Below are 25,181 nucleotides of genomic sequence, written 5' to 3'. Positions count from 1 at the left end.
TTCGGGGCCGTCTGCTGGTGTCCGGCAGCTTAGCCCGCGCGCGCTGCCCAGGTGTTAAGAGACAAGGTAAAACTCCGTTAGTGCGCGATTAACTCTAGCGATCCCTTACCAGGCCGGCGGGATCGGCGTGCAGCCCGGTGCGATTCTTGCGACAGCAAAGTAGCGAAAGCCGAGCGGAAAGCTTCCCTCTCCCTCGACGCCGGGATCAAGGCCCGCATCGCCGACCTCGGCGCGATCCCACTGCACGGCAATGCCCATGAGTTCGGCAGCATGCTGATGGCAGAAACCATCGCCGGCGCAAAGTGGTCGAGCTGTCGGGCGTGAGGAAGGAGTAGTGGGAGGCGCTAGGCGGCCTTCGCCAAGCAGGAAATTCCGTGCTCTACCATCCCTGGTGCTGACCGCTTCGCCTGTGACGCGGGTGCGGCGCGGTGACCGGGTAGTACGGGTTGAGGTCACAGGTCGCGGCGCGTCCCGAGGCGGTCGCGCGGCACTGCGGCATCGAGGTGAAGGAGCAGTCGTACCAGTCCCCGCCACCGCCATTCGCACCGGAATAGACGTGCATGCAGACGGGATAGCGGGGATCGAAGGTTTGCCCATGCGACGGCGCGGCGGCGAGCAAGGCACCGACGGCCATGGCCAGGCCGAGCCAACCACGCGAGGCGAATATCCGAGGAGACCGCATTGCAGACCGCTAATGCTGTTTCTTGTGGCGCCGGCGCGGCGGCGGGGGCGGTTCGTCGAAGGCGTAATAGGGGTTGAGGTCGCAGCTCGCCGAACGGCCCGAGGCGGTCGCGCGGCACTGCGGCAGCGAGGTGAAAGAGCAGTCGAAATAGTCCCCGCCGCCACCGCCGAAGCCGCCGGGCGTATAGACGTGCATGCACACCGGATAGCGCGGATCATAGGTCTGGGCGCTGGCATCTGCCGCGACGAACAGCGTGGCAATCGCGGTGAGGGTCAAGATCGGCAAGCGCATGGACACATCCTCGAGTAGCCGCCGGCTGATCGGGGCCGGCGGCTTCATATGGCATAACATCACGGCGGACGCGACTGTTCCTGCAGATAGATGACAGCAAGGTGAGCAGGGTGGGGCTGCGGCGCTAGGCGCCGAGCCCCTGCAGCACGAGCCGATTCAGCCTTGCCGCGAACGCCGCCGGGTCTTCCGGCAATTCGCCGTCCAGGATCTGCGCCTGTTCGAGCAGCAGCAGGCTGAGATCGTCGACGACCTTCGAGCCGGCTTGCGCCTTGGTGACCGCGGTGACCAGCGGATGGCGCAAATTGATCTCGAGGATCGGCCTGGTCTTCATGCCGCGATTCTGCTGCGACAGGATGCGCTCCAGTTCGCGGCTTGGCCCCTGGCTGTCGGCGACGAGGCACGAGGCCGAGCTGGTGAGGCGCGTCGAGGCCTTGACATCGCTGACGCGCTCGCCGAGCGCGGCCTTGATCACGGCGATGGTGGCCGCTTCGTCCGCGGCCGGCTCGTCCTTCTTCGCCTCGTCCGCCTCGTCTATGCGGGGAATCAGGTCGAGATTGAGATCGCCCTGGCTCAGCGACTTCAGCGGCTTGCCGTCGAACTCCGACGGCATCGAGGTCCAGAACGCATCGACCGGATCGGACAGCAGCAACACCTCGATGCCGCGCGCGGTCGCAGCTTCCAGCCGGGGATTGGATTTCAGCCGCTCGATGCTGTCGCCGACGAGATAATAGATCTCCGTCTGGTTCGGCTTGAAATCGGCGATGACCTGCTTCAGCGAGCGCTTCTCGCCCGACGTGGTGGTGAAGCGCGACAGCGAAAGCAGCTTTTCGCGCCGCTCGAAATCTTCATAGATGCCTTCCTTCAGCACCGCGCCGAAGGCGTCCCAGATCTTGGCAAAATTCTCCGGGTCCTTGTCGGCAAGACTTTCGAGCTCGGACACAACCCGGGTCGCCACGGCTTTGCGGATTTGCGCGAGCTGCGGATTGTTCTGAAGCATCTCGCGCGAAATGTTGAGCGGAAGATCCTCGCTGTCGACGACGCCGCGGATGAAGCGCAGATAGCCCGGCAACAGATCGGCATCGTCGGTGATGAAGACGCGCCGGACATAGAGCTTCACGCGCCCCTTGCGGTTGGGCTCGAACAGGTCGAACGGCTTGGTCGAGGGCGCGAACAGCAGAACGGCGTAGGAATAGCGGCCCTCGGCGCGGTAGTGCAGCGTCATCGCGGGGTCGTCGAAGGCGGAGGCGATCTGCTGATAGGCCTTCTTGTAATCGTCCGCCGTCAGCTCGGATTTCGCGCGCTGCCACAGGGCGCTGGCCGAATTGATCTGGCGCGGCTCGCCCTCTTCGGGCACGAGCTCGATGGGGAACAGGATGTTGTCGGAATAGGCCGTGACGATGCGCTCGATCTCGTAGGTCTCGAGATACTTCTTGGCGTCGTCCTTCAGGTGCAGGACGATCTCGGTGCCGCGCGCCACGCGCGCCGCGTCCTCGTCGCTGGCACGGGCAATCTCGAAGCCGGAGCCACCGGACGACGTCCAGGTCCAGACGTCGCTCTCGCCGGCGCGGCGGCTGATCACGACGATCTTCTCGGCGACCATGAAGGCTGAATAGAAGCCGACGCCGAACTGGCCGATCAGGCCGAGGCCGTCCTTGGCCTCCTTCAGCTTGGACACGAACGCCTTGGTACCGGAGCGGGCGATGGTGCCGAGATGATCGATCAGCTCCTGCCGCTCCATGCCGATGCCGTTGTCGGCGATCGTAAGCGTCTTGGCCGTCTTGTTCGGGATAATGCGGATCTTGAGCGCGTCGCCCTCGCCCAGGAGGGTGGGACTGGCGATGGCCTCGTAGCGCAGCTTGTCGCAGGCATCGGAGGCATTGGAAATGAGTTCGCGGAGGAAGATATCGGTTTCCGAATAAACGGAATGCACCATCAGGTGCAGCAGTTCGGAAACTTCGGCCTGGAAAGGCTGCGTATGCACAGCCGTATCTGACGTCGTCATGCGCTTACCCGGTCAAAACAAAGGGAGGAACCCGGATATAGCGCGAGGCAACGGCGGATCAAGAGGATGTGAAGCATCCGCCCGGCAGGCTCCTGTCAGGGGAGGCGCGGATCAGGTCACGCAACGGCCGGGCTGGAGCAGTTTCGCGACCTCGGTCAGGGAGCTGACCATCGGCTCACAGGCGACCGTCGGCCTGGTGCGAACCTTCTGCTGGTTCAGGAGCAGCACCGGCGGCTTGGCGTTGCCGGTCTCGATCACCGCGGGGACCCGCAGCAGCACCGACGTATCGGCGAGGTCGTTCAGCCGCATCGACACCGTGCGGGTCGCAGCCGGCGCCGGCTTGATCTCGGCGAGCCGGTCCGCCTTTGCGGTGCGATTGACGTTGTGGCTCGGGGCGAAGTTCGCGCTGCGGCTGGAGGTGTCGGCGAGAGCCTGCCAGCGACCAGCCAAGTCATGGCCGGAGGCCAATTGCACAGCACCGAGCGTCGCGACGGTCGCAATGGCGCCTAAAAATACCTTTTGAATCTGTGACATGGCTGTCGATCCCTCGCCCCATGGCGATCACGGGAACAACGCCGCCACAGGATCGGCGGTTCTCGGCCATTACGATCACTTAACCGTGTGCGGAAAATGCCGCAGGTCGGCGAAATATTTCGCAAGCCGTGGAACGACTCCGACGGTCAGGAGTCGTCTCAGCAGCCGGCTATTCCCCCCTGCCCCATAAGCCGGCGACGTAGGGCGCGACTGTGGTGATGCCGGTCGCGCCTTACTTTTGTCTGGCGTCTACTTCGCCTTCGCCGCGAGCCATTCCCGCCCTTCGCCATAGAGCTTCTCGACTTCCGGGCCCGTGAGGCCGGGCATGTCGCGCTTGACCTTGTAGCCGATCAGCTCCTGCATGTAGGCGAGGTGGCGATAGCCTTCGGGCAGCGCGGCGAGCGCCTCCCGGTCGAGGCGCAGCGTCGCGGCGGGATCGACCGGATCGATCCGGTCCTTCTCGTAGATCGGCTGGCGGCGGACGATGCCCCATTTACCCTGCCGCTTCTCCAGGAAATCGTAGAAGCGTCCCGTGCAGACGACGTCGCAGAGCACGTCGTGCACGAGGGCGCGCTGCGAGATCGTCATCTTGGTCTGGGCGATGGCCCGCTCGCCGGCAAGATCGATGCTGGTGCCGCCGAGGAAATGCAGGATACGCACGCCCTTCGCGAATCCCTCCTGGCTGACGCGGATGAAATCCCGCGCCGGTCCCTGAAACCAGGTGGCGGACATCCAGCCCTCGTCATGCCAGACCGTGGCAAAGCGCTCCCAGTCGCCGGCGTCGCGCCACACCGCCCAGTTCTCGACGAGGTCGCGGATGGCGAGGCGATCGAGCAGCGGCTGGTCCATGGGGACATCTCCGGGCTTGAGGCTGCGATGGGCGTCATCGGCCGACGTATCAACGGGGCAATTTGGGCGCCGTCAAGCGGATCGGCCTCGCGGTCGTTCCGGCTGGCCACAACGGGGGAGCGCTATGCGAGCAACGAGCCTTGAAATCAACCTGGCGGCGATTAATATCCGCGACGATGCAGATGAAATTCCTCTTATTCTTGGCCGGACTTCTCGGATTGCTAGCTGCTTTCCCCGCGCATGCGCAGACTGATACACCAACAGAACGCGCGACGGCCTGGAAGACAAGATTGACCGAACACATTGTCGGTAACAGGTTGTTTCCGATTGAAGCGCCGAGGCAGCCCGGCCATGCCAAGATCAAATTCGTGATCGGCCGCTCCGGCCAGTTGATATCGCGGACGTTGGTTGAGGACACCGGCTCTCGGCAGCTCGATGCCGCCGTGCTGGCGATCTTCGATCGCGCCCAACCGTTTCCCGAACCACCGGCCGAGCTGAAGGGAGATAAGTTTTCTTTCACGGTGCCGATCGTCTTCAGCCACCGTTACTTCCAAGTCCCGCCTTACGGGTTGGCAGCGAGCGAGCCGACGCCCGCCTTCGCATTGTCCGACGCCTTGGACGCCTGGCGCAAAGCAGTCACGGAGCATGTCTGGCGCAATAGGGTGTTCCCTCCGGAGGCCATAGGACGGAAAGGCGATGCCGGAGTCACATTCGTAGTCGATCGCTCAGGCAAATTGATTTCAAACGCTTTGGTGGAAAGCACAGGCTTCGCGCCGCTGGATGCCGCCACGCTCGCCATGGTCGAGCGATCCGTGCCGTTCCCAAAACCGCCGGCTAAAGCGAAGGACGACCTGCAGAGAATATCCGTCTTCATGACTTTCGATGGGATGGGCGGGCCGTGGGTAGACGAAGCCAAGGTAAAGGCCAAGCTCAACGGCCTCTGCCGAGGCTGCTGAATAGAGTACCGGCAACTAAAACGGCGCGCCTTGCGACGCGCCGTCCTCTTGTTCGATACAGGGCGTCACTACGCCGCCGGCGCCTTCGGCGCGCGGTTGCGCGAATTGCGCTGGAAGAACAGGGCCTGGCTCGCCACCGCCGATACCATCGCCGGCTGGAACGGCTTCGAGATCAGGAACGCTGGCTCGGGGCGCTCGCCGGTGAGGAAGCGCTCAGGGTAGGCTGTGATGAACACCACGGGCACCTCGAACGTGCGCAGCAGTTCGTTGACCGCATCCAGGCCCGACGAGCCGTCGGCGAGCTGGATGTCGGCGAGGATCAGGCCGGGCCGCTTGTTCTTGGCCAGCGCCACTGCATCGGCATGGGTGCGCGCGACGCCGACGACATTGTGGCCGAGATTCTTCACCAGGCTCTCGAGGTCCATGGCGATGAAGGTCTCGTCCTCGATGATCAGCACGTCGGTCGCAATCTCGGCCGCCATCTCGCGTCCGGCAGCGTCTGCAAGGCGCCGCGTCTCCGCGACGTCGGTGCCGAGAACGAAGGCGACTTCCTCTTCCGAGAAGCCCTCGAGCGAAAGCAGCAGGAAGGCCTGACGCGGCAGCGGCGTGATGTTCGACAGCCGCCGCTCCGGCGGCATCGGCAGGGTCGTCACCTCGGCATCCTCGTTGACGGAGACCGAATTCCAGATCTGCGTGAACAGCCGGAACAGGCCGGCCCGAGGCCCATGGCTCTCATCGAGCACCGACGGATCTCCCAGCATGGCTTCCAACATGGCTGCGACATAGGCGTCACCGGAGGCCTGGCTGCCGGTCAGGGCGCGCGCGTACCGGCGCAACAACGGCAAGTGTTCAGCAACAAGCTGTGAACGGGACATCCCCACTCCATTCGTCTTCGGGCCAGCCTTGAGGTCAGGAGACACGCGGGGGGCCCGGGTTCCCCTGCTGGGCTGACTACGCATCAGCTCAAGAAAAGTTCCGTGGAGCTGGGAACTTTTTCGCGGACCTGGAATTGAGCCTATCCAGGGAACGGCTCCCGGTTGAGAAAACCTCTCGAATTTGCAGTCACTTAACTCGGGGAAACGTGGAACAGGTCATGAAAGATCTCAAGTCTCAAGCCAGCAGAAGCACGACCCCCGGCAAGGGAGGCCTCACTCCGGAGATCCAATCCCGGATCGGGCATCAATTGCGAGCCATGTACGACGATGTCGTGCGGCAGGGAGTTCCGGATCGGTTCGCAGAACTGATCAAGAAGCTTGATGCGCCGGGAGCGACTCCCCACGTGGAAAATGAGGGTGGATCCAACGACAACAACAATGGGAGGGATTAATGCCTCTCACGGACTCCCTTCGTAACGACATCCTGGCGGCCGTGCCCAGTTTGCGCGCCTTCGCCATCTCGCTCAGCGGCAATGCGGACCGGGCCGACGACTTGGTCCAGGAGACGCTGCTGCGTGCGCTCGCCAACATCGACTCGTTCCAGCCGGGCTCCAACCTCCCCGCTTGGCTGTTCACGATTCTCCGCAACCTGTTCCGCTCCGACTATCGCAAGCGGCGGCGCGAGGTCGAGGATGCCGAGGGCAACTACGCCAAGACGCTGAAGACGCAGCCTTCGCAGAACGCGCATCTCGAGTTCGAGGAGTTCCGCACGGCGCTCGACAAGCTTCCGCAGGATCAGCGTGAAGCGTTGATCCTGGTCGGCGCGTCCGGCTTCTCGTACGAGGACGCGGCCTCGATCTGCGGCTGCGCGGTCGGCACGATCAAGAGCCGCGTGAACCGCGCCCGCTCGAAGCTCGCCGCGCTGCTCTATGTCGACGGCGCCGAGGATTTCGGGCCCGACGAGACGGTGCGGGCCGTGATCGGCGGCAGCGGCGGCTGATAGCCGACGCCAATCAGACGAGACGAAGACGGCCATTCCCACGGCCGTCTTCGCGCACGTCCGATGCGGCTGGCGCCGGGTTCACGGCGCTTGGTCACTCGTCAACAAAAGTCACGGTATCGGCCATGCTCGCACGCGAGGTGCGGTAGCTGTTGACCTTGTGCGCATGGTCCGCATAGCCGAACGAGATGCCGCAGACGACGCGGCGGTCGTCGGGCAGATTGAAATGCCGGCGGATCAGCCCGGAATGCCGCGCGAGCGCCGCCTGCGGTATCGTGCCGAGCCCCAGCGCCTGCGCGGCCAGCATGAAATTGCTGACATAGGCGCCGCAATCGATCGCACCGTAAATGCCGAGCGGCTCGTTGGTGTGAATGATCGCGACATGTGGCGCGCCGAAGAAATTGTAGTTCTCGAGCGCCTGCCTCGCATAGGCCATCTTGTCGCCGCGGGCGATGCCGAGCGTGTTGTAGAGCTGGAAGCCGCTCTCGCGGCGGCGCTCCAGATAGACCCCGACATATTCGCGCGGCGGCGTGAAATCGTAATCATCGCCAAGGCCCTTTGAGGCCTCCGCGTAGATCGCCTTGCGAAAGCGCTCCTTGGCCTCGCCGCTGGCGATGATGACCTGCCAGGGCTGGCTGTTGCACCAGGACGCCGTGCGCTGCGCGGTAGTCAGCACATGCTCGATGGTCGCGCGATCGACGTCCTTGGGAAGAAACGCGCGGACGGAGTAGCGCTCGTTGAGGAGCTCTTCGAGCACGCCGATGCGGTCTTGGGTCTGGCTCACTTTTGCATCCATGAGTTGGCTCGCGCTCTTCTCGTAGGGTGGGCAAAGACGCGCAAGCGTCGTGCCCACCGACAGACTTGCCCCGAAGCATCTTCATATGGTGGGCACGCTTCGCTTTGCCCACCCCACGAGATACCGCGAGACGTGAGATTATCGCCCCTTGGTCGGGATCTTGTTATACGGCACGTCCTTGTCGACGCGAATGTCGCCGGGCAGGCCCAGCACGCGCTCGGCGATGATGTTGCGCAGGATCTCGTCGGTGCCGCCGGCGATGCGCATCGAGGGCGAGGACAGCAGCATCTGCTGGAACTGGCCCTGCACCGTCTCCTCGTCGTTGCCGGTGAGAACACCGGCCGCGCCCTGGAGGTCCATGGCGCAGGTCGCGATGTCTTGGAGCATCATGCCCGACACGAGCTTGCCGATCGAATTCTCCGGGCCCGGCCGCTCCCCCTTCGACAGCGCCGAGATCGTGCGGTAGCTGGTGTATTTCAGCCCGTTCGACTTCGCCGCCCAGGTCGCGAGCTTCGAGCGCACGGCGGGATCGTCGATGGCGAGTCCGTCCTCCAGCATCAGGCTGGAGCAGAACTCGAACATCTCAGGCACGCCGGTCGCAAGCCGCGCGCCGATCGACATGCGCTCGTTCATCAGCGTGGTCAGCGACACGCTCCAGCCCTCGCCGACGGCCCCCAGCCGCTGGCTGTCGGGGATCACGACGTCGGTGAAATAGACTTCGTTGAACTCCTGCATGCCGTTCGCCTGCTTGATCGGCCGCACCTCGACGCCCGGGCTCTTCATGTCCAGGAAGAACATGGTGAGGCCTTTGTGCTTGGGCACGTTCGGATCGGTGCGCGCGATCAGGAGTCCGTAGTCGGAATAATGCGCGCCCGAGGTCCAGATCTTCTGGCCGTTGACGACCCAGCTATCGCCCTTCTTCTCGGCGCGCGTGCGCAAGCCCGCAACGTCCGAGCCGGCCGATGGCTCGGAGAACAGCTGGCACCAGATCTCCTCGCCCGAGGCAAGCTTGGGCAAGTAGCGGCGCTTGGCGTCTTCGCTGCCGAAAGCCATCACGGTCGGACCGCACATGCCTTCGCCGATCTGGAACGGCTGCGTCAGCTTGCCGTAGACGCCCTCCTCCTGCTGCCAGATCACCCGCTCGATCGGCGTCGCACCGCGGCCGCCATATTCCCTAGGCCAGTGCAGGCAGGCCCAATTGCCTTCGAACTTCTTCTTCTGCCAGGCCTTGCCGACATCCACGATGTCGCGATTGGCAAGGCGGATGCGCCCGAGCGAGGATTTTGACAGCTCGGCATGCAGCTCCTTCGGCGCATTGGCCTCGATCCATTTGCGCGCGGTCTCGCGGAATGCGGCTTCCTGTGGCGTGTCGTCGAAATTCATGGCGGACCTCTCAATCTTTGCGCAGTGCGTAGGGTGGGCAAAGCGAAGCGTGCCCACCACCTTCTCTCGATAGAATACGTGGGCACGGCGCGTACCGCGCCTTTGCCCACCCTACGATTTCAGCCTCTTCCCTTCGTCGGGATCTTGTTGAACGGCACGTCCTTGTCGACACGGATGTCGCCGGGCAGGCCCAGCACCCGCTCGGCAATGATGTTGCGCATGATCTCGTCGGTGCCGCCTTCGACGCGCGTTCCGGGCGCGCGCAGCAGCATGGCTTGGAAACGGCCGGCGAGCTCACCATCCTCGCCGCTGACGACGCCGCTTGCACCCTGCAAGTCCAGTGCGTAGGTGGCGACATCCTGGATCATCGAGCCCGCAACCAGCTTGCCGATGGAGTTTTCCGGCCCCGGCCGCTCGCCCTTTGACAGCGCCGAGATCGCGCGCATGCTGGTGTATTTCAGCCCGCTCGCCTTCACCGCCCAGTTCGCGAGCTTCGAGCGCACCGCGCGATCGTCGATCGCCGGACCGTCATCAAGCATCAGGCTGGAGCAATATTCGAACAGCTCCGGGAATCCGGTCGAGACGGCCGCGCCGATGGCGCTGCGCTCGTTCATGAGCGTGGTCAGCGAGACATTCCAGCCGTCGCCGACCTCGCCGAGGCGCTGGTGGTCGGGGATGCGGACATTGGTGAAATAGACCTCGTTGAAGTCGGAGGCGCCGCTCGCCTGCTTGATCGGCCGTACCTCGACGCCAGGGCTCTTCATGTCCAGGAAGAACATGGTGAGCCCCTTGTGCTTGGGCACGGTCGGATCGGTGCGGGTGAGCAAAATGCCGTAGTCGGAATAATGCGCGCCCGACGTCCAGATCTTCTGGCCGTTGACCACCCACTCGTCGCCATCCTTCTCGGCGCGCGTGCGCAGGCCGGCGACATCAGAGCCGCCGGCGGGCTCGGAGAACAGCTGGCACCAGACCTTCTCGCCGGAGGCGAGCGGCGGCAGATATGTGCGCTTATGTTCCTCGCGCGCGAATGCCATCATGGTCGGCCCGCACATGCCATGGCCGATGATGAACATGCGCGAGAGCTGGCCGAACGGCCCCTCTTCCTGCGACCAGATCACGCGCTCGATCGGCGAGGCGCCGCGGCCGCCATATTCCTTCGGCCAATGCAGGCAGGCCCAGCCGGCGTCGGCCTTCTTCTTCTGCCAGGCTTTTGCGACCTGCAGGATGTCGGCGTTCTTGAGCACAGTGCGGCCGAGCGAGGATTTGCGCAGCTCCTCCTCGTACTGCTTCGGCGCATTCGCATTGATCCAGGCGCGCGCGGTGGTGCGGAATTCGGCTTCCTGCGGGGTGTCGTCGAAGTTCATGGCTTCATCTCTCTTCCGTCATTCCGGGGCGATGCGAAGCATCGAACCCGGAATCCAGAGGTTACCGTCTCATCTCGAGATTCCGGGTTCGCGCTCCGCGCGCCCCGGAATGACGACAGGAATTTACGCCGCGTTCTTCTTCCGCATGCGGTCGATCAACTGGTCTTCCCAATAGGACAAGCTGCCTAACCCCAGCGCCATCGCGTTGGCGCGGCGGTAGTACATGTGGCAATCGAACTCCCAAGTGAAACCCATGCCGCCGTGAACCTGGATGTTGTTCTTGGCACAATGCTGGAACGCCTGCGTCGCGCTGATGCGCGCGGCGGCCGCGGCCTCCGGCAGTTCGGCTGCGTTGGTCGAGAGCGCCCAGGCGCCGTAATAGCTGTTGGAGCGCGCCAGCGTCGCCGATACGTACATGTCCGCAAGCATGTGCTTGACCGCCTGGAAGGAGCCGATCTGGCGGCCGAAAGCGATGCGGTCCAGCGCGTAGTCGCGGCCCATCTCCAGCGCGCGGTCGGCCCCGCCGACCTGCTCGAAGGCGCACAGCACCGCGGCGCGGTCGAGCACCTGGGTCAGAATGCTCCAGCCTTCGCCCGCAGCGCCGAGCGGCTCGGCTTTGGCATCCTTAAACGTTAGCTCGGCCTGCCCGCGGGTCGGATCGAGATTGGTGAGGCTCTTCACCTCGACGCCGCCGGCCTTGAGGTCGACCAGGAACAACGAGATGTCACTCTCGCGTCCGCTCGATCCCGTGCGCGCGGCAACCACCGCGAAATCGGCGATTGCCCCGTCGGCCACCGGCTTCTTGACGCCATTGAGGACACCGTTCGCGGCGGTGAGCTTGACGTTCTTCGGCGACGGATTGCCCTTGCCCTCGAACAGCGCAAGCGTGCCGATCGCCTCGCCCGCGGCGATTGCCGGCAGCCATTTCTTCTTCTGCGCGTCGCTGCCGGCGATCAGCAGCGCTTCGGCAGCGAGGTAGACCGTCGAGGAGAACGGCACCGGCGCGTTGGCCCGGCCCATTTCCTCCGCGATCACGCAGAGCTCGAGATGGCCGGCGCCCGCACCGCCGAACTCCTCGGGAATCGCGACGCCGAGGAAGCCCATCTCGGCAAGGCCCTTCCAGAGCTCCTTGTCGTAGGGCGCCTTGCCGTCGAGCACGACGCGCACCGCCTTGGGCGGGCACTTCTCGCTGAGGAACTTGCGCGCCTGGTCGCGGAGCTGCTTCTGGTCGTCGGAGAAATCGAAGTTCATGGGCGGCTACCTTTGTTCATTCGTCGTATTCATTGAGACCGTCATTCCGGGGCGCGCGTAGCGCGAGCCCGGAATGACGAATGGAGAGAGACGGACTTCATCGCAGCACGATCACATCCTGATCCGGTCGATCGGCATAGAGCCGCTCCACCAGCGCGGCGCGCCGCTCGAGGCCGGCGCGCTGGTTGATGTAGCCCTTGTCGGTGAGCTCGTTGCCGTCGATCGAGGGCGGCTCGACCATCAGCATCGCGCGAGCGATGGCCCGGCTGCTGGCGCCCTCGCAGTCCCGGTTGTGAGCTTCCAGGCCGCGCCTGAAGCAGGCGATCACCTCCGGATGCTTCACCGCCTCGGCAAAGCTCAGATCGGGATTGCCGACGAGCTGGCGGCAGGCATGCAAATTGGGCCAGGCCAGCAAGCCGATGAAGGCGCGATCCTGCCCCGCGACCAGCGCGTCGTGCACCACGGGGGTCGCCGCGGCGATCGCGTCAGTGCGGAGCGAGCCGACATGCACGAAAGTGCCGGTGGTGAGCTTGAAGTCCTCCACCACGCGGCCAGCGAAGATGATGCCTTGTACCGGATCGGTGTCGTCGACGAAGATGCCGGCATCGCCGATGCAGTAGAATCCTTCCTCGTCGAACATCTTCTTCGTGAGATCGGACTGGCCGAAATAGCCCGGCGTGACGTTGACGCCGCGCAGGCGCAATTCGTATTTCGAGCCACACGGCACCATCTTCAGCTCGACACCGGGGAACGGCAGGCCGATCAGGCCGACGCGCTCGGTGTCCCAGTAAGTTCCAGTCGAGGTCGGCGCGGTCTCGGTCGAGCCCCAGCCGGTGTAGAACACGATGCGCTCGCCGGTTGTCTTCACCGCCAGCGCCTGCATGCGATCGTAGAGATCGTCCGGCAACCGCGCGCCGCCATAGGCCATGATCGAGAGATTCTTGAAGAAGGAGCGGCACAGCGCATCGTCCTTCTCCATGGCGGCGGCCAGCGCGGCGTAGCCTGCCGGCACATTGGCGTAATAGGTCGGCGAGATCTCGCGCAAATTCCGCAGCGTCTCATCGAACTGGCCCGGCATCGGCCTTCCGTCATCGATATAGAGCGTGCCGCCATCGACCAGGATCGGGTGAAACGCCGCATTGCCGCCCATGGTGTGGTTCCAGGGCATCCAGTCCAGCATGGTCGAGATCGGCCCGCTCGGGTCGCGCGGCCGCACCTGCATCATCATCGCCGCATTGGCGCACATCATCTGCTGCGTGTTGATGACGGCCTTCGGCATGCCGGTCGAGCCTGACGTGAACAGCAGCTTGCCGACGGTCTGGGGGGTGATCTCTGCAATCGACGCTTCGACATCCGCCGTCACTGGCGTTGCCGCGAGCTCGGCAAAGCTGATGCTCCTGATGCCCTCGCAGGGCCGCGCGACGTGAACCACGGTGACGCCGGTGAGGTCGAGTGCCTTCAGCGCTTTCTCGAAGGTCGGGCCGTCCTGTACCATGACGAGGGCCGGCTTGATCAGGTCGAAGAGGTATTTCAGCTTGACGTGATCGTGGCTCATCAGCGAGTACGCTGGCGAAACCGGCGCAGCGGGCGAGCGCGCCTGCATCGCGGCCTGCGTCATCAGCGCGTGCTCGATCGAATTGCCGGAGAGGATCGTGACCGGCCGTCCGTCGAGCTTGAGACTGAGCAAGCCTTGCGTCAGCGCATCCACGATGCGCTTGGCTTCGCCATAAGACACCCTGCGCCATTCGCGGTTCGGACCGCTCCGCTGCGCCAGCCAGATGCGCTCGGGTGCTTCCTTCGCCCATTTCGCCAGCGAGGCCGGGATATGCTTCTCGTAAGGCTGCAGCGGAATGCGCGACTTCAGCACCACCGTGCCGTCGCCGCGGCGCTCCACGTCGATGTTGCGCTCGAGCCACCGGACCTTGCGAAAGGCGGGCTTCGTCATCACCGCCGCCGCGCTTCCACTCATTTTGCGTCTCCCGGAATTATTGTCCTTTGCGGATCTTCGTCGTTCAGCGCCTGATATAGACAGGCTTTCGCTTCTCGAGGAAGGCCCTGATGCCTTCCGAAAACTCTTCCGAGCGGCTGCACAGGACCTGGTTGCGATCCTCCATCGCAATCGCCGCTTCCAGCGACCCCGCATCGACGCTCATGTTGAGGCATTCCTTTGATAGACGAAGCCCCACCGGCGAGGCGGTCATCATCGCCTCGACATAAGGCTCGGCCGCGTCGTCGAGCTTGTCCTCGTCCACGACCTCCGAGACGAGGCCGGCCGCGAGCGCGCGCTCCGCTCCGATGAAGCGCCCAGTGAGGATCAGCTCGGATGCGACCGACACGCCGACGAGACGAGGCAGGAAATAGCTGGTGCCGATATCGCAGCCGCCGAGCCCGAGCTTGATGAAGGCGCAGTTCATCCGTGCCGATCTCGTCGCAATGCGGATGTCGGACGCCAGCGCCAGCGCGAAGCCGCCACCCGCAGCCGCGCCCTGCACAAGCGCCAGGATCGGCTGCGGACAGCGCCGCATCAGCATCACGATGTCTGCAATGCGCCGCTGCGAGTCCAGCGACTCCGTGACCCCAGGCGGCTCCTGCTGCCCGGCCCGGCGCGCCATCGCGGCTTTGAGATCGAGGCCCGCGCAGAAATTCTTGCCGGCGCGTTTCAATACGACAACGCGGGTATCGCGGTTGCGTTGGAGGCCCTGGAAATAGTCGTTGAGCGCGTCGATCAGCGCCGGATCGAGCGCGTTGAGACTGTCAGGACGATTGAGCGTCACCCGGTCGACGCCGTCGTCGTGCTCGATCAGCAGCGGTTGGGACATGGGGTCTCGTGCATGGCGCTGGTCACGGTGCGGGTTGCTGCGCCCTCTCCCCTTGTGGGAGAGGGCATGCACATCGTTAGCCACGAACTGGCTTGGGTGAGGGGTCTGGCTCCGCAGATGAGATCGCGGAGAGAAACCCCTCATCCGGCGCTTCGCGCCACCTTCTCCCACAAGGGGAGAAGGAAGAAAGTACCTACCGCGGAGCCATGCGGATGGCGCCGTCGAGGCGGATGGTCTCGCCATTGAGCATCGGGTTCTCGACGATGTGCACCGCGAGCATGCCGTATTCATTGGCGTCGCCGAGACGCGAGGGGTGCGGCACCTGGGCGCCCAGGCTCTTGCGCGCCTCCTCGTTCAAGCCCATCAGCAGCGGCGTGAAGAACAGGCCGGGCGCGATGGTGTTGACGCGGATCTTCTGGCTGGCGAGATCGCGCGCGGCTGGCAGGGTGAGGCCGACGACGCCGCCCTTCGAGGCCGAATAGGCGATCTGGCCGATCTGGCCTTCGTAAGCGGCGACCGAGGCGGTGTTGATGATGACGCCGCGCTCCTCGCCGATGGGCTCCGCAGTGACGAGGCGTTCCGCGAACAGGCGCAGGCAGTTGAAGGTGCCGATCAGATTGACGTTGATGATGCGCGCGAACTTTTCCAGCGGGTAGACGCCGTCGCGGCCGACGATGCGCTGCGAGCCGCCGATGCCGGCGCAGTTCATCAGCACGCGCGCGACGCCGTGCGCAGCTTCCGCCTTGGCGATTGCGGCCTTGATCTGCTCCTCGCTGGTGACGTCGGCATGCAGCGCGACGCCCTTCACTTCGGCAGCGACCTTCTCGGCGTTTTCCTTGCTCTGGTCGATCACACCGATCTTGGCGCCCTTGGCAGCCATGGCGCGGGCGGTCGCGGCACCAAGGCCCGAGCCACCGCCGGTGATGAGAACGGCTACGTCTTTCAACTGCATCGCTTGTACCTTTCCTTGAGCGTTTCTTCTCTAGACTTGTGACGTGGTGGCCGGACTATCCGGCCGCAGCAGCTTCCTCGGCTTGCGTGAGGATGCCGCCGCAGATCAGCGTTTCCATGTGCTTGATATATTGCCGGCAGACGTCGTCGGTGACCGGGCCGACGCCGGTCGCGCGAGACATCGCATGCCGGCCGAAGAACAGATGATCGCAGGCACCGATCAGGCTTGTGTAGAACAGCACCGGATCGGTCTGCCGGAATTCGCCGCGGCTGACGCCTTCGGCGAGCAGGCGGCGGTGGAAATCCAGCAGCGGGGCGACGAAGAATTTCGAGACCTCATCGGCGGAGCCCGCGCTGGTCTCGTGCAGCAGATAGTGGATCAGCCGGTTCATGTAGGGGAACCGGTGATAGGCGCGGATGATGCCGGCGATATGCAGCTTCAGCTTCGCCGTCGACGTGATGGGTTGCGCCAGCAGATATTCGAGATTCGACATCTCGGTTGCCGCATCCCGCGCAAGCAGCGCCAGCAGTAGGCCGTCCTTGTTGCCGAAGTGATATTTGACCAGCGCGGCGTTGGCGCCGGACTTCTGCGCGATATCGGAGAGCGAGATCTCGATCGAGGAGCGTTCGATCATCAGCTCGCTCGCGGCCACCAGCAATTTCTCTGCCGTGGAATTTTTCCCGCCGGGGAGCCTGTTCGGTACGCTGATAGCCACGGAGATCCCTGTTTTCGCCGCTCGGAGCGGGGGGCAGATAAGCCCAAGCAGCGCCTCATCACAAGAGTTAATTGATCGATTGACTAAACGATAGTCCACCCCTTAAATCCGCCCCGACAACCCAATTCAGAACAATCATGGGAGAGACCGAAATGGCCGAGGCTTATATCGTCGCCGCTGCGCGCACCGCGGGCGGGCGCAAGGGGGGCCGCCTCGCCGGCTGGCATCCGGCCGATCTCGCCGCCAAGGTGCTGGACGAGCTGGTCGACCGCACCAAGGCCGATCCCGCGCTGGTCGAGGACGTGATCATGGGCTGCGTGATGCAGGTCGGCGAGCAGTCCAACAACGTCGCGCGCAACGCGATCATGGCCTCGAAGCTGCCGGAGAGCGTGCCGGGCACCTCGATCGACCGCCAGTGCGGCTCCTCGCAGCAGGCGCTGCACTTCGCCGCGCAAGCTGTGATGTCGGGCGCGATGGACGTCGTGATCGCGGCCGGTGTGGAATCGATGACCCGGGTGCCGATGGGCCTGTCCTCGCAGCTTCCGGCCAAGAACGGATTTGGCAACTACAAGAGCCCGGGCATCGAGAAGAAGTATCCGAACATCGTGTTCAGCCAGTTCACCGGCGCGGAGATGATGGCGGAGAAGTACGGCCTCTCCAAGGATGAGCTCGACGAGTACTCCTACAACAGCCACCAGCGCGCGATCGCGGCGACGCAAGGAGGTCACTTCAATAAGGAGATCGTGCCGCTCGAGATCACCCGTGCCGACGGCAGCAAGGACACCCACCACATCGACGAAGGCATCCGCTTCGACGTCAGCCTCGACGGCATCAAGGGGGTCAAGCTGATCGCCGAGAACGGCAGGCTCTCCGCCGCCAGCGCCAGCCAGATCTGCGACGGCGCTTCCGGCGTGATGGTGGTGAACGAAAAGGGCCTGAAGCAACTCGGCGTCAAGCCGCTCGCGCGCGTCCACCACATGACCATGACGGGCGGCGATCCCGTCATCATGCTGGACGCGCCGCTGCACGCCACCAAGAAAGCGCTGGAGAAGGCCGGCATGAAGATCGGCGACATCGACCTGTTCGAGGTCAACGAAGCCTTCGCCTCGGTGCCGACCGCCTGGCTGAAGACCACTGGCGCCGACCCGGAGCGGCTCAACGTCAACGGCGGCGCCATCGCGCTCGGCCACCCCCTCGGCGGCTCCGGCACCAAGCTGATGACGACGCTGGTTCACGCCCTGCACCAGCGCGGCAAGCGCTATGGCCTGCAGACCATGTGCGAAGGCGGCGGCATGGCGAACGTGACAATCGTGGAACGGCTGTAAGAAGAACAAAAGCGAGTAGTGAATGGCGAGTAGCGAATGGTGAGTAGGCGAAGGGCGGTTTGCCCTTCTTCCCTATTCGCCACTCGCTACTCGCCATTCGCGTTTTGAGGAAACGCCATGACCCACCCCTCCATCCACGCCCGCACCACGCCGAACAAGGTCGCCTACCAGATGGCCGGTACCGGCAAGGCGATCACCTATCGCGAGCTCGACGAGCTCTCGAACCAGGGCGCACATCTCTTCCGATCGCTCGGGTTGAAGGCCGGCGACCACATCGCACTTCTGATGGAGAACCGGCTCGCCTTCATGGAGATCTGCTGGGCGGCACAGCGCAGCGGGCTCTACTACACAGCCATCAGCCGCTATCTGAAGCAGGACGAGATCGACTACATCATCAAGGATTGCGGCGCCAAGATCGTCATCACCACGCCGAAATGCGCCGACCAGATCAGGGGCCTGATCAAGGGCACGGCAGGCGAGCCCGTCTTCTACATGATGGACGAGCCGCTGCCCGGCTTCCGTTCCTACGACAAGGAAGCAGGCGCGCAGCCGACCACGCCGATTGCGGACGAGGTCGCCGGCTACGACATGCTGTATTCGTCGGGAACCACCGGGCGACCCAAGGGCATCAAGAAGGCCTTCGAAGGTAACAGGATCGACGTGCCGAACGCCCTCTTGCGCGTGCTCTGCGCCGATATGTGCAGAATGAACGCGGATAGCACCTATCTCTCGCCGGCGCCGCTCTATCACGCCGCGCCCCTGCGCTTCAACATGATGGCCATCGTGCTCGGCGGCACCTCCATCATCATGGAGCACTTTGACGCCGAAGAATTCCTGAAGCTGGTCGAGAAATACAAGGTGACGCAGTCGCAGCTGGTGCCGACCATGTTCGTGCGCATGCTGAAGCTGCCGGACGAGGTGCGGACGAAGTACGATGTTTCAACGCTGAAAGGCGCGATTCACGCAGCGGCGCCCTGCCCGGTCGACGTCAAGGCCAGGATGATCGAATGGTGGGGACCGATCCTGATCGAGTACTACGCGGGCTCGGAAGGCAACGGCGTCACGGTCTGCAACTCGCAACAATGGCTGGAGCACCGCGGTAGCGTTGGCCGCGCCGTGGTCGGCAAGGTCAAGATTCTGGACGAGAACGACGAGGAGCAGCCGACAGGCGAGATCGGCACGGTCTATTTCGCCGACGCGCCCGCCTTCACCTATCACAACGACCCCGAGAAGACGAAGAAGGCCTACAACGCCAAGGGCTGGTCGACGCTCGGCGATGTCGGCTATCTCGACAAGGACGGCTTCCTCTATCTCACCGACCGCAAGTCCTACATGATCATCTCGGGCGGGGTGAACATCTACCCGCAGGAGACCGAGGACGTGCTGATCACGCATCCTGAGGTCGCCGACGTCGCTGTGTTCGGCGTGCCGAACGAAGAGATGGGCGAAGAGGTCAAGGCGGTGGTCCAGCCGCACGACATGAGCCGCGCCGGCAAGGCGCTGGAGGCCGATCTGATCGCCTACTGCAAGACCCGCCTCTCCGCCATCAAGTGCCCCCGCTCGATCGACTTCGAAGCCGAGCTGCCGCGCACGCCCACGGGCAAGCTGGTGAAGCGGCATCTGCGCGACAAATATTGGCCGAAGACGGCGACGAAGATTTAGGGCGCAATCTCGTAGGGTGGGCAAAGGCGCGAAGCGCCGTGCCCACCACCTGTTCAGACTACGATCTGTTGGTGGGCACGCTTCGCTTTGCCCACCCTACAACGCTCGCGCAGACCACCTCAATCGAACAAACTCGGCGTGTGGTTCACCAGCGCGCCTTCGATCTCGAGCATCTTCAGCTTCGTCACCACGCCGCCATTGGCCGAGAAGCCGCCGGGCCTGTTGCCGGCCGCCAGCACGCGATGGCAGGGTACGACAATGGGGCACGGATTGCGGCCAAGCGCCTGGCCGACGTCGCGCGACAGTTGGACGCCGCCGAGCTGCTTGGCGATGTCGCCATAGGTGATCGTCTTGCCGGGCGGAATGGTGCGGGCGATGTCGTAGACGCCGCGGTTGAAGTCGGGAACGCCGTCGAGATCGAGCGGGATGTCGGTGAGGTCATCCGGCTCGCCCGCGAGCAGTTTCGTGATGCGGTCGATCGCCTGCTGCACCTCGGCGGTCGGCTCGGCCTCGGTCGCTTCAGGATGACGCTGGCTGATGCGGGTGCGGATCTTCTGCTCGCCGCCCATCGGCAATTGCGTGCCGTTGATGCCGCGCGGGCCCCAGGCGATGGCGCAGAGGCCGATCCGGGTGTCGAACAGGGCGAAATGCTGGTCGGTCATGGCTTGGTTCCTGGCTGCGTTCCTTGCCGCATGCCCCCAATGTGATCTCGGCCCGAATCTAGGCTTGGAAATAGTTGCGATCCACCCGGTTTCCGGGAATCTTGCACAGGAGTTCCAACCCCTCGCGAGCCCTGAATGCAAAGCCTCCACGTCAACGGATACGACATGCCCTATCTCGACGTGGGCGAAGACAGAGGCCGTCCGCCGCTGGTCTGCGTGCACGGCTCGCTCAACGACTTCCGCGTCTGGGGCTGCGTGCTCGGGCCGTTGACGCAGCGACATCGGGTGATCGCCGTCAGCCTGCGGCACTTCTTCCCCGAGCGCTGGGACGGCCTTGGTGACACCTATTCGATCGCCCAGCATGTCGACGACGTCATCGCTTTCATCGACGAGCTCGATCTCGGACCGGTCGATCTGATGGGCCATTCCCGCGGCGGGCACATCTGCTTCCGCGTGGCGCAGCGGCGGCCGGACCTGCTCCGGCGGCTGATCCTGGCCGAGCCCGGCGGCGAGCTCGATGCGAGCCTTGATCCGGATTACGTCGGCGGCCCCTCGCCGCTGCTGGCGCGCTTCACCGCCTCGGCCGAGAAGATCGCAGCCGGCGATGTCGATGGCGGCCTCGCCGTCTTCGTCGACACGCTGGAGGGGCCCGGCACCTGGCCGCGACTGCCGGCGATGGTGAAGCAGAATCTGCGCGACAACGCCATGACGCTGATCGGCCAGGTTCGCGACAACCGCCCGCCGTTCTCGAAGGCGGATGCGGAGTCCATCAAGATGCCGACCCTGTTCATCCTGGGGGCGCGGACCAAGGGCCTGCTGCCGAAGGTGCTGCACGCGCTGGCCGCGCATGTGCCTTATTCGAAGACGGCGATCATCCCGAACGCGACGCATCCGATGTTCGAGCAGGCGCCGCAGAAATATTCCGAAGTGGTGCTGGATTTCCTGGCGAGCTGACCAATGCAGACAATTCGCGTCAACGGCTACGACATGGCCTATCTGGAAGTCGGAAGCGGCCGTCCGCTGGTCTGCGTGCACGGCACGCTCGGGGATTTCCGCACCTGGTATCCGGTGCTCGGCCCGCTGTCGAAGAATCATCGCGTGATCTCGGTGAGCCTGCGGCATTTCTTCCCCGAGCATTGGGATGCGGTCGGCGACGACTACAAGATGGCGCAGCATGTTGCCGACGTGATCGCCTTCATCGAGCAGGTTGAGCCTGCGCCGGTCGATCTCATGGGCCATTCGCGCGGCGGGCATATCGCCTTTCGCGTCGCGCAGGCGAGGCCTGATCTGTTGCGCAAGCTGGTGCTGGCCGAGCCCGGCGGCGATCTCGACGCATCCCTTCCGGTGCCGGAAGGCACGCCCGCGCATCCGCCGCTGGCGGCCCGCACCGTGCGATCGGTCGAGATGATCCGCGCCGGCGATATCGAGGGCGCGCTGCAGAATTTCTACGAAGGCATCGAGGGCGACGGCTCCTGGCGGCGCGTGCCCGCCGCGGCCAAGCAGCAGCTGCGCGACAACGCGCTGACCTTCCTCGGCCAGATCAACGAGCAGCGCCGGCCGTACACGCTCAGCGATGCGCAGGCGATCAGGACGCCGACGCTGCTGATCGGCGGCGGCGCCACCACCGGCAGCCTGTCGGTGATGTGGCGTGTGCTGGCCGAGCACATCGCGGGCGCCGAGACGGCGGTGATCGCCAACGCCGGCCACTGGATGTTCGAGCAGGCGCCGCTCGAGTTCGGTGATGTCGTGAACAGGTTCCTAGCGGAGTAGGGGTGGCTGCCCGCCTCCAAACTTCGAAAACAACCCCATGCACAGTAGACGGACCTAGTGATATCAACGGCTTAACGGGGGCAGAAAGGCCGCTTGAGCGGGACCTCTAAGGTTCGCCTTGACGCCCCAACCGTCCCGGCATACCTTCCGATACGGAATTCCGTATTCCGTATGAGGAGCCGCCGGCGTGATCCCTCTCGACCCGCTCCCGAACCTGATCGACCAGGTCTATGCGCGGATCCTGGAAGCGATCTCTGACCGCACGCTGCGTCCCGGCCAGCGCATCCGTCAGAACGAGCTGGCCGACAGGCTCGGCGTATCGCGCCAGCCGGTCTCGCATGCACTGCATCTGTTGCACCGCCAGGGCCTGGTCGCCGAAAGCGGCCGCCGGGGATTTGAAGTCACCCAGCTCGACCCCGCGCGCATCCGCCAGCTCTACGAGGTACGCGGCGCCATCGACGCGCTGGCGGCCCGACTTGCCGCGGCGCGCGCAGGCACTGACGCGGCCGGACGTGCACGGCTCGACGCGGCGCTTGCCGTCGGACGCCGCAGCGACCGCAACACGACGCTGGCCGAGCTCATCGCGCTCGATGTCGACTTCCACCGCGCGATCTATCAGCTCGCCGGCAATCCCGTGATCGAGCAAACGATCGCACCGCAATGGCCGCATATGCGGCGCTCGATGGCGACGGTGCTGTCCGAGCTCGATTATCGCGACAGCGCCTGGGCCGAACATGCCGACATCGCCGCACGCATTCTTGCTGGCGACGCGAACGGAGCTGAGCGTGCGGCGCTGGTGCATGCGCAGACGGCAGGACGGATGACCGAGGAGAGATTGAGGGCGACGGACGAGGCGGCGGCGTAATCGCAAACGCCGTCATGACCGGGCTTGTCCCGGCCATCCACGCCTTTCCGCCCGGTCCAAAGAACGTGGATGCCCGGGACAAGCCCGGGCATGACGAGAGAGAAAACGAACAAGCAAACATAAGGAGGACGACCCATGAAACTGTCTCAGGAGCAATTGGAGTTCTTCCACCGCGAGGGCTGGCTGTTTTTGCCCGAGTTGTTCGCCCAGGAGGAGGTCGATCTGCTCGCGCGCGAGGCGGTCGGCATCTACGACGCCAACCGGCCGGAGGTCTGGCGCGAGAAGAGCGGCGCGCCGCGCACGGCCTTTGCCGCACACCTCTACAACGAGGCCTTCGGACTCCTCGGCGCCCATCCGCGCATGATCGAGCCGGTCGAGCAGCTGTTCGGCGAGCCCGTCTACATGCACCAGTTCAAGATCAATGCGAAATCGGCCTTCACGGGCGACGTCTGGCAGTGGCACCAGGACTATGGCACCTGGAAGCGGGACGACGGCATGCCGGAGCCGCGCGCGATGAACATCGCGATCTTCCTCGACGAGGTGATGCCGATCAACGGCCCCCTGATGCTGGTGCCGCGCAGCCAGAATGCCGGCGACCTGGAGGCCTCGCATGACCTCGCCACCACCTCCTATCCGCTGTGGACGCTGGACGAGGACACCGTGACGCGCCTCGTCAAGCAGGGCGGCATCGTGGCGCCCACGGGCAAGCCCGGCGGCATGCTGATGTTCCACGGCAACCTCGTGCATGGATCTGCCGGCAACATCACGCCCTACCCGCGCAAGATCGTGTACCTGACGCTGAACGCGGTCTCGAACTACATCCGCACACCGACCCGGCCGGACTACATCGCGCATCGCGACTTCACGCCGATCAAGACCGTGGACGACGACGCACTGCTGCGGCTCGCTCGTGCGCCGCGGCAGGCGGCGGAGTAGAACAGGCCTCGTGCCACATCCTCAGTCGTCATGCCCGGGCTTGACCCGGGCATCCACGACTTGACGCGATCGCCGTCAGGAAGACGTGGATGGCCGGGTCAAGCCCGGCCATGACGATCTGATAGAGACATGCGTCTCACGACTGCTGCATCACTGGAAAAATCTCCCATGAACCTCTTCCGCCTCCTCCAGGCCCGTTCCTCCGCCGGCAAGCCGGTCCGTGTCGCATTGATCGGCGCCGGCAAATTCGGCTCGATGTTCTTGGCGCAGGTACCGCACACGCCTGGGCTGGAGGTGCCCATCATCGTCGACATCGACCGCGATCGCGCGCGTGAGGCCTGCCGCACCGTCGGCTGGAGCGCCGAGCGGATCGCCGCAACCATGTTCACCGATGACGGCGCACGCGCCATTGCCGGCGGCGCGATGGACGTGGTGGTGGAGGCGACCGGCAATCCTGCGGTCGGCATCAAGCATGCGCGCGCCGCGATCGCGGCCGGCAAGCATATCGTGATGGTGAATGTCGAGGCCGATGTGCTGGCAGGCCCCCTGCTCGCCGAGGAAGCGCGCAAGGCCGGCGTGGTCTATTCGCTCGCCTATGGCGACCAGCCGGCGCTGACCGCGGAGATGGTGGATTGGGCGCGGGCCACCGGCTTCCGCGTCGTCGCTGCCGGCAAAGGCACGAAATATCTGCCGGCCTATCACGACGTGACGCCCGACGGCGTCTGGCAGCATTACGGCCTGACTGCGGGCGAGGCGCAATCGGCCGGCATGAATCCACAGATGTTCAATTCCTTTCTCGACGGCACCAAATCGGCGATCGAGATGGCCGCGATTGCGAACGCCTGCGGCCTCGACGTGCCCACGGACGGCCTGCTGTTTCCGCCCTGCGGCGTCGATGACCTGCCGCACATCATGCGGCCGCGCTCGCGCGGCGGCGTGCTGGAACGGTCCGGCGTCGTCGAGGTCGTCTCCTCGCTCGAGCGCGACGGCCGGCCGGTGTTTCGCGATCTGCGCTGGGGCGTCTATGTAGTGCTGGAGGCGCCGAACGACTATGCCGCCGACTGCTTCAGGCAATATGGCCTGAAGACCGACGCCAGCGGACGCTTCGCCGCGATGTACAAGCCCTATCATCTGATCGGGCTCGAGCTGAACATCTCGGTGCTGTCGGCCGCGCTGCGGGGCGAACCGACCGGGCAGGCCATCGGCTTCCGCGGCGACGTCGCAGCGGTGGCCAAGCGCAATCTGCGCGCCGGCGAGATGCTCGACGGCGAGGGGGGCTATACGGTGTGGGGCAAGCTGTTACCGGCGGCTGCGAGCCTGAGGACCGGCGCCCTGCCCATCGGACTGGCACATCGCGTGAAGCTGAAACATGACGTCGCCCATGGCGCGGTGGTGCGCTGGAGCGATATCGAATTCGATGCGGGCAACGAAACGGTGAAGACGCGCAAGGCCATGGAAGCCGCGTTCGCAGCGCACCATTGACCGGCCTGCC

The 25,181-nt window shown here is 64.6% G+C and carries 26 protein-coding genes; 10 read left to right on the top strand and 16 right to left on the bottom strand.

The genetic code is table 11. The annotated features are described in order from the left end of the window. Positions 1-105 precede the first annotated feature (105 nt). The 6 genes from XH96_RS05255 to XH96_RS05230 form a co-directional block, all read right to left on the bottom strand. Positions 106-258 (bottom strand): hypothetical protein, encoded by a 153-nt coding sequence (locus tag XH96_RS05255; protein WP_194391354.1) that lies wholly within the window; start codon positions 256-258, stop codon positions 106-108. 121 nt (positions 259-379) lie between these two features. Then, a complete protein-coding gene (locus XH96_RS05250) occupies positions 380-682 on the bottom strand; it encodes a DUF3551 domain-containing protein (RefSeq protein WP_371739969.1) in 303 nt (100 codons plus the stop codon). A 9-nt stretch (positions 683-691) separates the two neighbouring features. After that, entirely contained in the window at positions 692-973 is a 282-nt protein-coding gene (locus XH96_RS05245) for a DUF3551 domain-containing protein (protein ID WP_194391353.1), read from the bottom strand. Between the two features lie 124 nt (positions 974-1,097). Beyond that, positions 1,098-2,975, bottom strand: a complete 1,878-nt coding sequence (gene htpG, locus XH96_RS05240) for a molecular chaperone HtpG (protein WP_194391352.1) — start codon at positions 2,973-2,975, stop codon at positions 1,098-1,100. A 111-nt stretch (positions 2,976-3,086) separates the two neighbouring features. Beyond that, positions 3,087-3,509: a hypothetical protein gene (locus XH96_RS05235; RefSeq protein ID WP_194391351.1), complete on the bottom strand. Its 423-nt coding sequence runs from the start codon at positions 3,507-3,509 to the stop codon at positions 3,087-3,089. A 249-nt stretch (positions 3,510-3,758) separates the two neighbouring features. Further along, positions 3,759-4,358 (bottom strand): nuclear transport factor 2 family protein, encoded by a 600-nt coding sequence (locus tag XH96_RS05230; RefSeq protein WP_194391350.1) that lies wholly within the window; start codon positions 4,356-4,358, stop codon positions 3,759-3,761. Positions 4,359-4,648: 290 nt separating this feature from the next. Here XH96_RS05230 and XH96_RS05225 point away from each other — a divergent pair, with 290 nt between their 5' ends. Then, a complete protein-coding gene (locus XH96_RS05225; RefSeq protein ID WP_246789963.1) occupies positions 4,649-5,314 on the top strand; it encodes a TonB family protein in 666 nt (221 codons plus the stop codon). Between the two features lie 68 nt (positions 5,315-5,382). Here XH96_RS05225 and XH96_RS05220 read toward each other — a convergent pair whose 3' ends face one another. Then, positions 5,383-6,189 (bottom strand): response regulator, encoded by an 807-nt coding sequence (locus XH96_RS05220; RefSeq protein ID WP_028179299.1) that lies wholly within the window; start codon positions 6,187-6,189, stop codon positions 5,383-5,385. Between the two features lie 218 nt (positions 6,190-6,407). Here XH96_RS05220 and XH96_RS05215 point away from each other — a divergent pair, with 218 nt between their 5' ends. Both XH96_RS05215 and XH96_RS05210 read left to right on the top strand, forming a co-directional pair. Beyond that, on the top strand, positions 6,408-6,641 hold the full coding sequence (locus XH96_RS05215; protein WP_024337325.1) for a NepR family anti-sigma factor: 234 nt from the start codon (positions 6,408-6,410) through the stop codon (positions 6,639-6,641). Beyond that, complete coding sequence (locus XH96_RS05210) at positions 6,641-7,189, top strand: sigma-70 family RNA polymerase sigma factor (RefSeq protein WP_018316216.1); 549 nt, start codon at positions 6,641-6,643, stop codon at positions 7,187-7,189. Before XH96_RS05215 ends, XH96_RS05210 begins: the two co-directional genes overlap by 1 nt. Before the next feature lie 94 nt (positions 7,190-7,283). On the opposite strand, the gene XH96_RS05205 is transcribed toward XH96_RS05210, so the two are convergent. From XH96_RS05205 to XH96_RS05170, 8 genes are all read right to left on the bottom strand, one after another. After that, positions 7,284-7,985 carry a nitroreductase gene (locus XH96_RS05205; protein WP_194391349.1) on the bottom strand — a complete coding sequence of 234 codons (702 nt, stop codon included), beginning with the start codon at positions 7,983-7,985 and terminating at the stop codon, positions 7,284-7,286. 138 nt (positions 7,986-8,123) lie between these two features. Continuing rightward, entirely contained in the window at positions 8,124-9,368 is a 1,245-nt protein-coding gene (locus XH96_RS05200; protein ID WP_194391348.1) for an acyl-CoA dehydrogenase, read from the bottom strand. 119 nt (positions 9,369-9,487) lie between these two features. Continuing rightward, a complete protein-coding gene (locus XH96_RS05195; RefSeq protein WP_194391347.1) occupies positions 9,488-10,732 on the bottom strand; it encodes an acyl-CoA dehydrogenase in 1,245 nt (414 codons plus the stop codon). Positions 10,733-10,855: 123 nt separating this feature from the next. Beyond that, a complete protein-coding gene (locus tag XH96_RS05190) occupies positions 10,856-11,983 on the bottom strand; it encodes an acyl-CoA dehydrogenase family protein (RefSeq protein ID WP_194391346.1) in 1,128 nt (375 codons plus the stop codon). A 97-nt stretch (positions 11,984-12,080) separates the two neighbouring features. Continuing rightward, complete coding sequence (locus tag XH96_RS05185) at positions 12,081-13,952, bottom strand: AMP-binding protein (RefSeq protein WP_194391345.1); 1,872 nt, start codon at positions 13,950-13,952, stop codon at positions 12,081-12,083. 43 nt (positions 13,953-13,995) lie between these two features. Continuing rightward, the gene (locus tag XH96_RS05180; RefSeq protein WP_194391344.1) at positions 13,996-14,802 is read right to left on the bottom strand and encodes an enoyl-CoA hydratase/isomerase family protein; all 807 of its coding nucleotides are present in this window, start codon (positions 14,800-14,802) and stop codon (positions 13,996-13,998) included. A gap of 193 nt (positions 14,803-14,995) precedes the next feature. After that, positions 14,996-15,754 carry an SDR family NAD(P)-dependent oxidoreductase gene (locus XH96_RS05175; RefSeq protein ID WP_024337318.1) on the bottom strand — a complete coding sequence of 253 codons (759 nt, stop codon included), beginning with the start codon at positions 15,752-15,754 and terminating at the stop codon, positions 14,996-14,998. A gap of 55 nt (positions 15,755-15,809) precedes the next feature. Continuing rightward, a complete protein-coding gene (locus XH96_RS05170; RefSeq protein WP_245333635.1) occupies positions 15,810-16,388 on the bottom strand; it encodes a TetR family transcriptional regulator in 579 nt (192 codons plus the stop codon). Positions 16,389-16,621: 233 nt separating this feature from the next. On the opposite strand from XH96_RS05170, the gene XH96_RS05165 reads away from it, so the two are divergent. After that, on the top strand, positions 16,622-17,794 hold the full coding sequence (locus tag XH96_RS05165) for an acetyl-CoA C-acetyltransferase (protein ID WP_194391343.1): 1,173 nt from the start codon (positions 16,622-16,624) through the stop codon (positions 17,792-17,794). A gap of 117 nt (positions 17,795-17,911) precedes the next feature. After that, on the top strand, positions 17,912-19,456 hold the full coding sequence (locus XH96_RS05160; protein WP_194391342.1) for an acyl-CoA synthetase: 1,545 nt from the start codon (positions 17,912-17,914) through the stop codon (positions 19,454-19,456). A 119-nt stretch (positions 19,457-19,575) separates the two neighbouring features. Here XH96_RS05160 and XH96_RS05155 read toward each other — a convergent pair whose 3' ends face one another. Continuing rightward, entirely contained in the window at positions 19,576-20,118 is a 543-nt protein-coding gene (locus XH96_RS05155; protein WP_194391341.1) for a methylated-DNA--[protein]-cysteine S-methyltransferase, read from the bottom strand. 135 nt (positions 20,119-20,253) lie between these two features. Between XH96_RS05155 and XH96_RS05150 the strand changes: the two genes are divergently transcribed. From XH96_RS05150 to XH96_RS05130, 5 genes are all read left to right on the top strand, one after another. Further along, the gene (locus tag XH96_RS05150) at positions 20,254-21,072 is read left to right on the top strand and encodes an alpha/beta fold hydrolase (RefSeq protein WP_194391340.1); all 819 of its coding nucleotides are present in this window, start codon (positions 20,254-20,256) and stop codon (positions 21,070-21,072) included. Between the two features lie 3 nt (positions 21,073-21,075). Beyond that, positions 21,076-21,888: an alpha/beta fold hydrolase gene (locus tag XH96_RS05145; RefSeq protein WP_194391339.1), complete on the top strand. Its 813-nt coding sequence runs from the start codon at positions 21,076-21,078 to the stop codon at positions 21,886-21,888. A gap of 187 nt (positions 21,889-22,075) precedes the next feature. Beyond that, positions 22,076-22,753, top strand: a complete 678-nt coding sequence (locus tag XH96_RS05140) for a GntR family transcriptional regulator (RefSeq protein WP_194391338.1) — start codon at positions 22,076-22,078, stop codon at positions 22,751-22,753. A gap of 135 nt (positions 22,754-22,888) precedes the next feature. After that, positions 22,889-23,689, top strand: coding sequence for a phytanoyl-CoA dioxygenase family protein (locus XH96_RS05135; protein WP_194391337.1), 801 nt, complete (start codon positions 22,889-22,891; stop codon positions 23,687-23,689). Positions 23,690-23,857: 168 nt separating this feature from the next. Then, on the top strand, positions 23,858-25,171 hold the full coding sequence (locus tag XH96_RS05130; RefSeq protein ID WP_194391336.1) for an NAD(P)H-dependent oxidoreductase: 1,314 nt from the start codon (positions 23,858-23,860) through the stop codon (positions 25,169-25,171). Positions 25,172-25,181: the final 10 nt, after the last annotated feature.

The organism is Bradyrhizobium sp. CCBAU 51765 (assembly GCF_015291725.1).
Classification (GTDB): Bacteria; Pseudomonadota; Alphaproteobacteria; order Rhizobiales; family Xanthobacteraceae; genus Bradyrhizobium; species Bradyrhizobium liaoningense.
The sequence above is the reverse complement of the archived record's forward strand: the minus strand, read 5'-3'. Positions and strand labels throughout refer to the sequence as shown.

What these genes read in the sequence shown, in the direction of transcription:
- XH96_RS05180 (WP_194391344.1), bottom strand. Translation starts at nt 14,802, where the DNA reads ATGTCCCAACCGCTGCTGATCGAGCACGACGACGGCGTCGACCGGGTG.
- XH96_RS05200 (WP_194391348.1), bottom strand. Translation starts at nt 9,368, where the DNA reads ATGAATTTCGACGACACGCCACAGGAAGCCGCATTCCGCGAGACCGCG.
- XH96_RS05190 (WP_194391346.1), bottom strand. Translation starts at nt 11,983, where the DNA reads ATGAACTTCGATTTCTCCGACGACCAGAAGCAGCTCCGCGACCAGGCG.
- XH96_RS05210 (WP_018316216.1), top strand. Translation starts at nt 6,641, where the DNA reads ATGCCTCTCACGGACTCCCTTCGTAACGACATCCTGGCGGCCGTGCCC.
- XH96_RS05170 (WP_245333635.1), bottom strand. Translation starts at nt 16,388, where the DNA reads ATGATCGAACGCTCCTCGATCGAGATCTCGCTCTCCGATATCGCGCAG.
- XH96_RS05165 (WP_194391343.1), top strand. Translation starts at nt 16,622, where the DNA reads ATGGCCGAGGCTTATATCGTCGCCGCTGCGCGCACCGCGGGCGGGCGC.
- XH96_RS05130 (WP_194391336.1), top strand. Translation starts at nt 23,858, where the DNA reads ATGAACCTCTTCCGCCTCCTCCAGGCCCGTTCCTCCGCCGGCAAGCCG.
- XH96_RS05205 (WP_194391349.1), bottom strand. Translation starts at nt 7,985, where the DNA reads ATGGATGCAAAAGTGAGCCAGACCCAAGACCGCATCGGCGTGCTCGAA.
- XH96_RS05215 (WP_024337325.1), top strand. Translation starts at nt 6,408, where the DNA reads ATGAAAGATCTCAAGTCTCAAGCCAGCAGAAGCACGACCCCCGGCAAG.
- XH96_RS05160 (WP_194391342.1), top strand. Translation starts at nt 17,912, where the DNA reads ATGACCCACCCCTCCATCCACGCCCGCACCACGCCGAACAAGGTCGCC.
- XH96_RS05150 (WP_194391340.1), top strand. Translation starts at nt 20,254, where the DNA reads ATGCAAAGCCTCCACGTCAACGGATACGACATGCCCTATCTCGACGTG.
- XH96_RS05220 (WP_028179299.1), bottom strand. Translation starts at nt 6,189, where the DNA reads ATGTCCCGTTCACAGCTTGTTGCTGAACACTTGCCGTTGTTGCGCCGG.
- XH96_RS05235 (WP_194391351.1), bottom strand. Translation starts at nt 3,509, where the DNA reads ATGTCACAGATTCAAAAGGTATTTTTAGGCGCCATTGCGACCGTCGCG.
- XH96_RS05145 (WP_194391339.1), top strand. Translation starts at nt 21,076, where the DNA reads ATGCAGACAATTCGCGTCAACGGCTACGACATGGCCTATCTGGAAGTC.
- XH96_RS05255 (WP_194391354.1), bottom strand. Translation starts at nt 258, where the DNA reads ATGGGCATTGCCGTGCAGTGGGATCGCGCCGAGGTCGGCGATGCGGGC.
- XH96_RS05250 (WP_371739969.1), bottom strand. Translation starts at nt 682, where the DNA reads ATGCGGTCTCCTCGGATATTCGCCTCGCGTGGTTGGCTCGGCCTGGCC.
- XH96_RS05195 (WP_194391347.1), bottom strand. Translation starts at nt 10,732, where the DNA reads ATGAACTTCGACGACACCCCGCAGGAAGCCGAATTCCGCACCACCGCG.
- XH96_RS05230 (WP_194391350.1), bottom strand. Translation starts at nt 4,358, where the DNA reads ATGGACCAGCCGCTGCTCGATCGCCTCGCCATCCGCGACCTCGTCGAG.
- XH96_RS05185 (WP_194391345.1), bottom strand. Translation starts at nt 13,952, where the DNA reads ATGAGTGGAAGCGCGGCGGCGGTGATGACGAAGCCCGCCTTTCGCAAG.
- XH96_RS05135 (WP_194391337.1), top strand. Translation starts at nt 22,889, where the DNA reads ATGAAACTGTCTCAGGAGCAATTGGAGTTCTTCCACCGCGAGGGCTGG.
- XH96_RS05155 (WP_194391341.1), bottom strand. Translation starts at nt 20,118, where the DNA reads ATGACCGACCAGCATTTCGCCCTGTTCGACACCCGGATCGGCCTCTGC.
- XH96_RS05245 (WP_194391353.1), bottom strand. Translation starts at nt 973, where the DNA reads ATGCGCTTGCCGATCTTGACCCTCACCGCGATTGCCACGCTGTTCGTC.
- XH96_RS05175 (WP_024337318.1), bottom strand. Translation starts at nt 15,754, where the DNA reads ATGCAGTTGAAAGACGTAGCCGTTCTCATCACCGGCGGTGGCTCGGGC.
- htpG (WP_194391352.1), bottom strand. Translation starts at nt 2,975, where the DNA reads ATGACGACGTCAGATACGGCTGTGCATACGCAGCCTTTCCAGGCCGAA.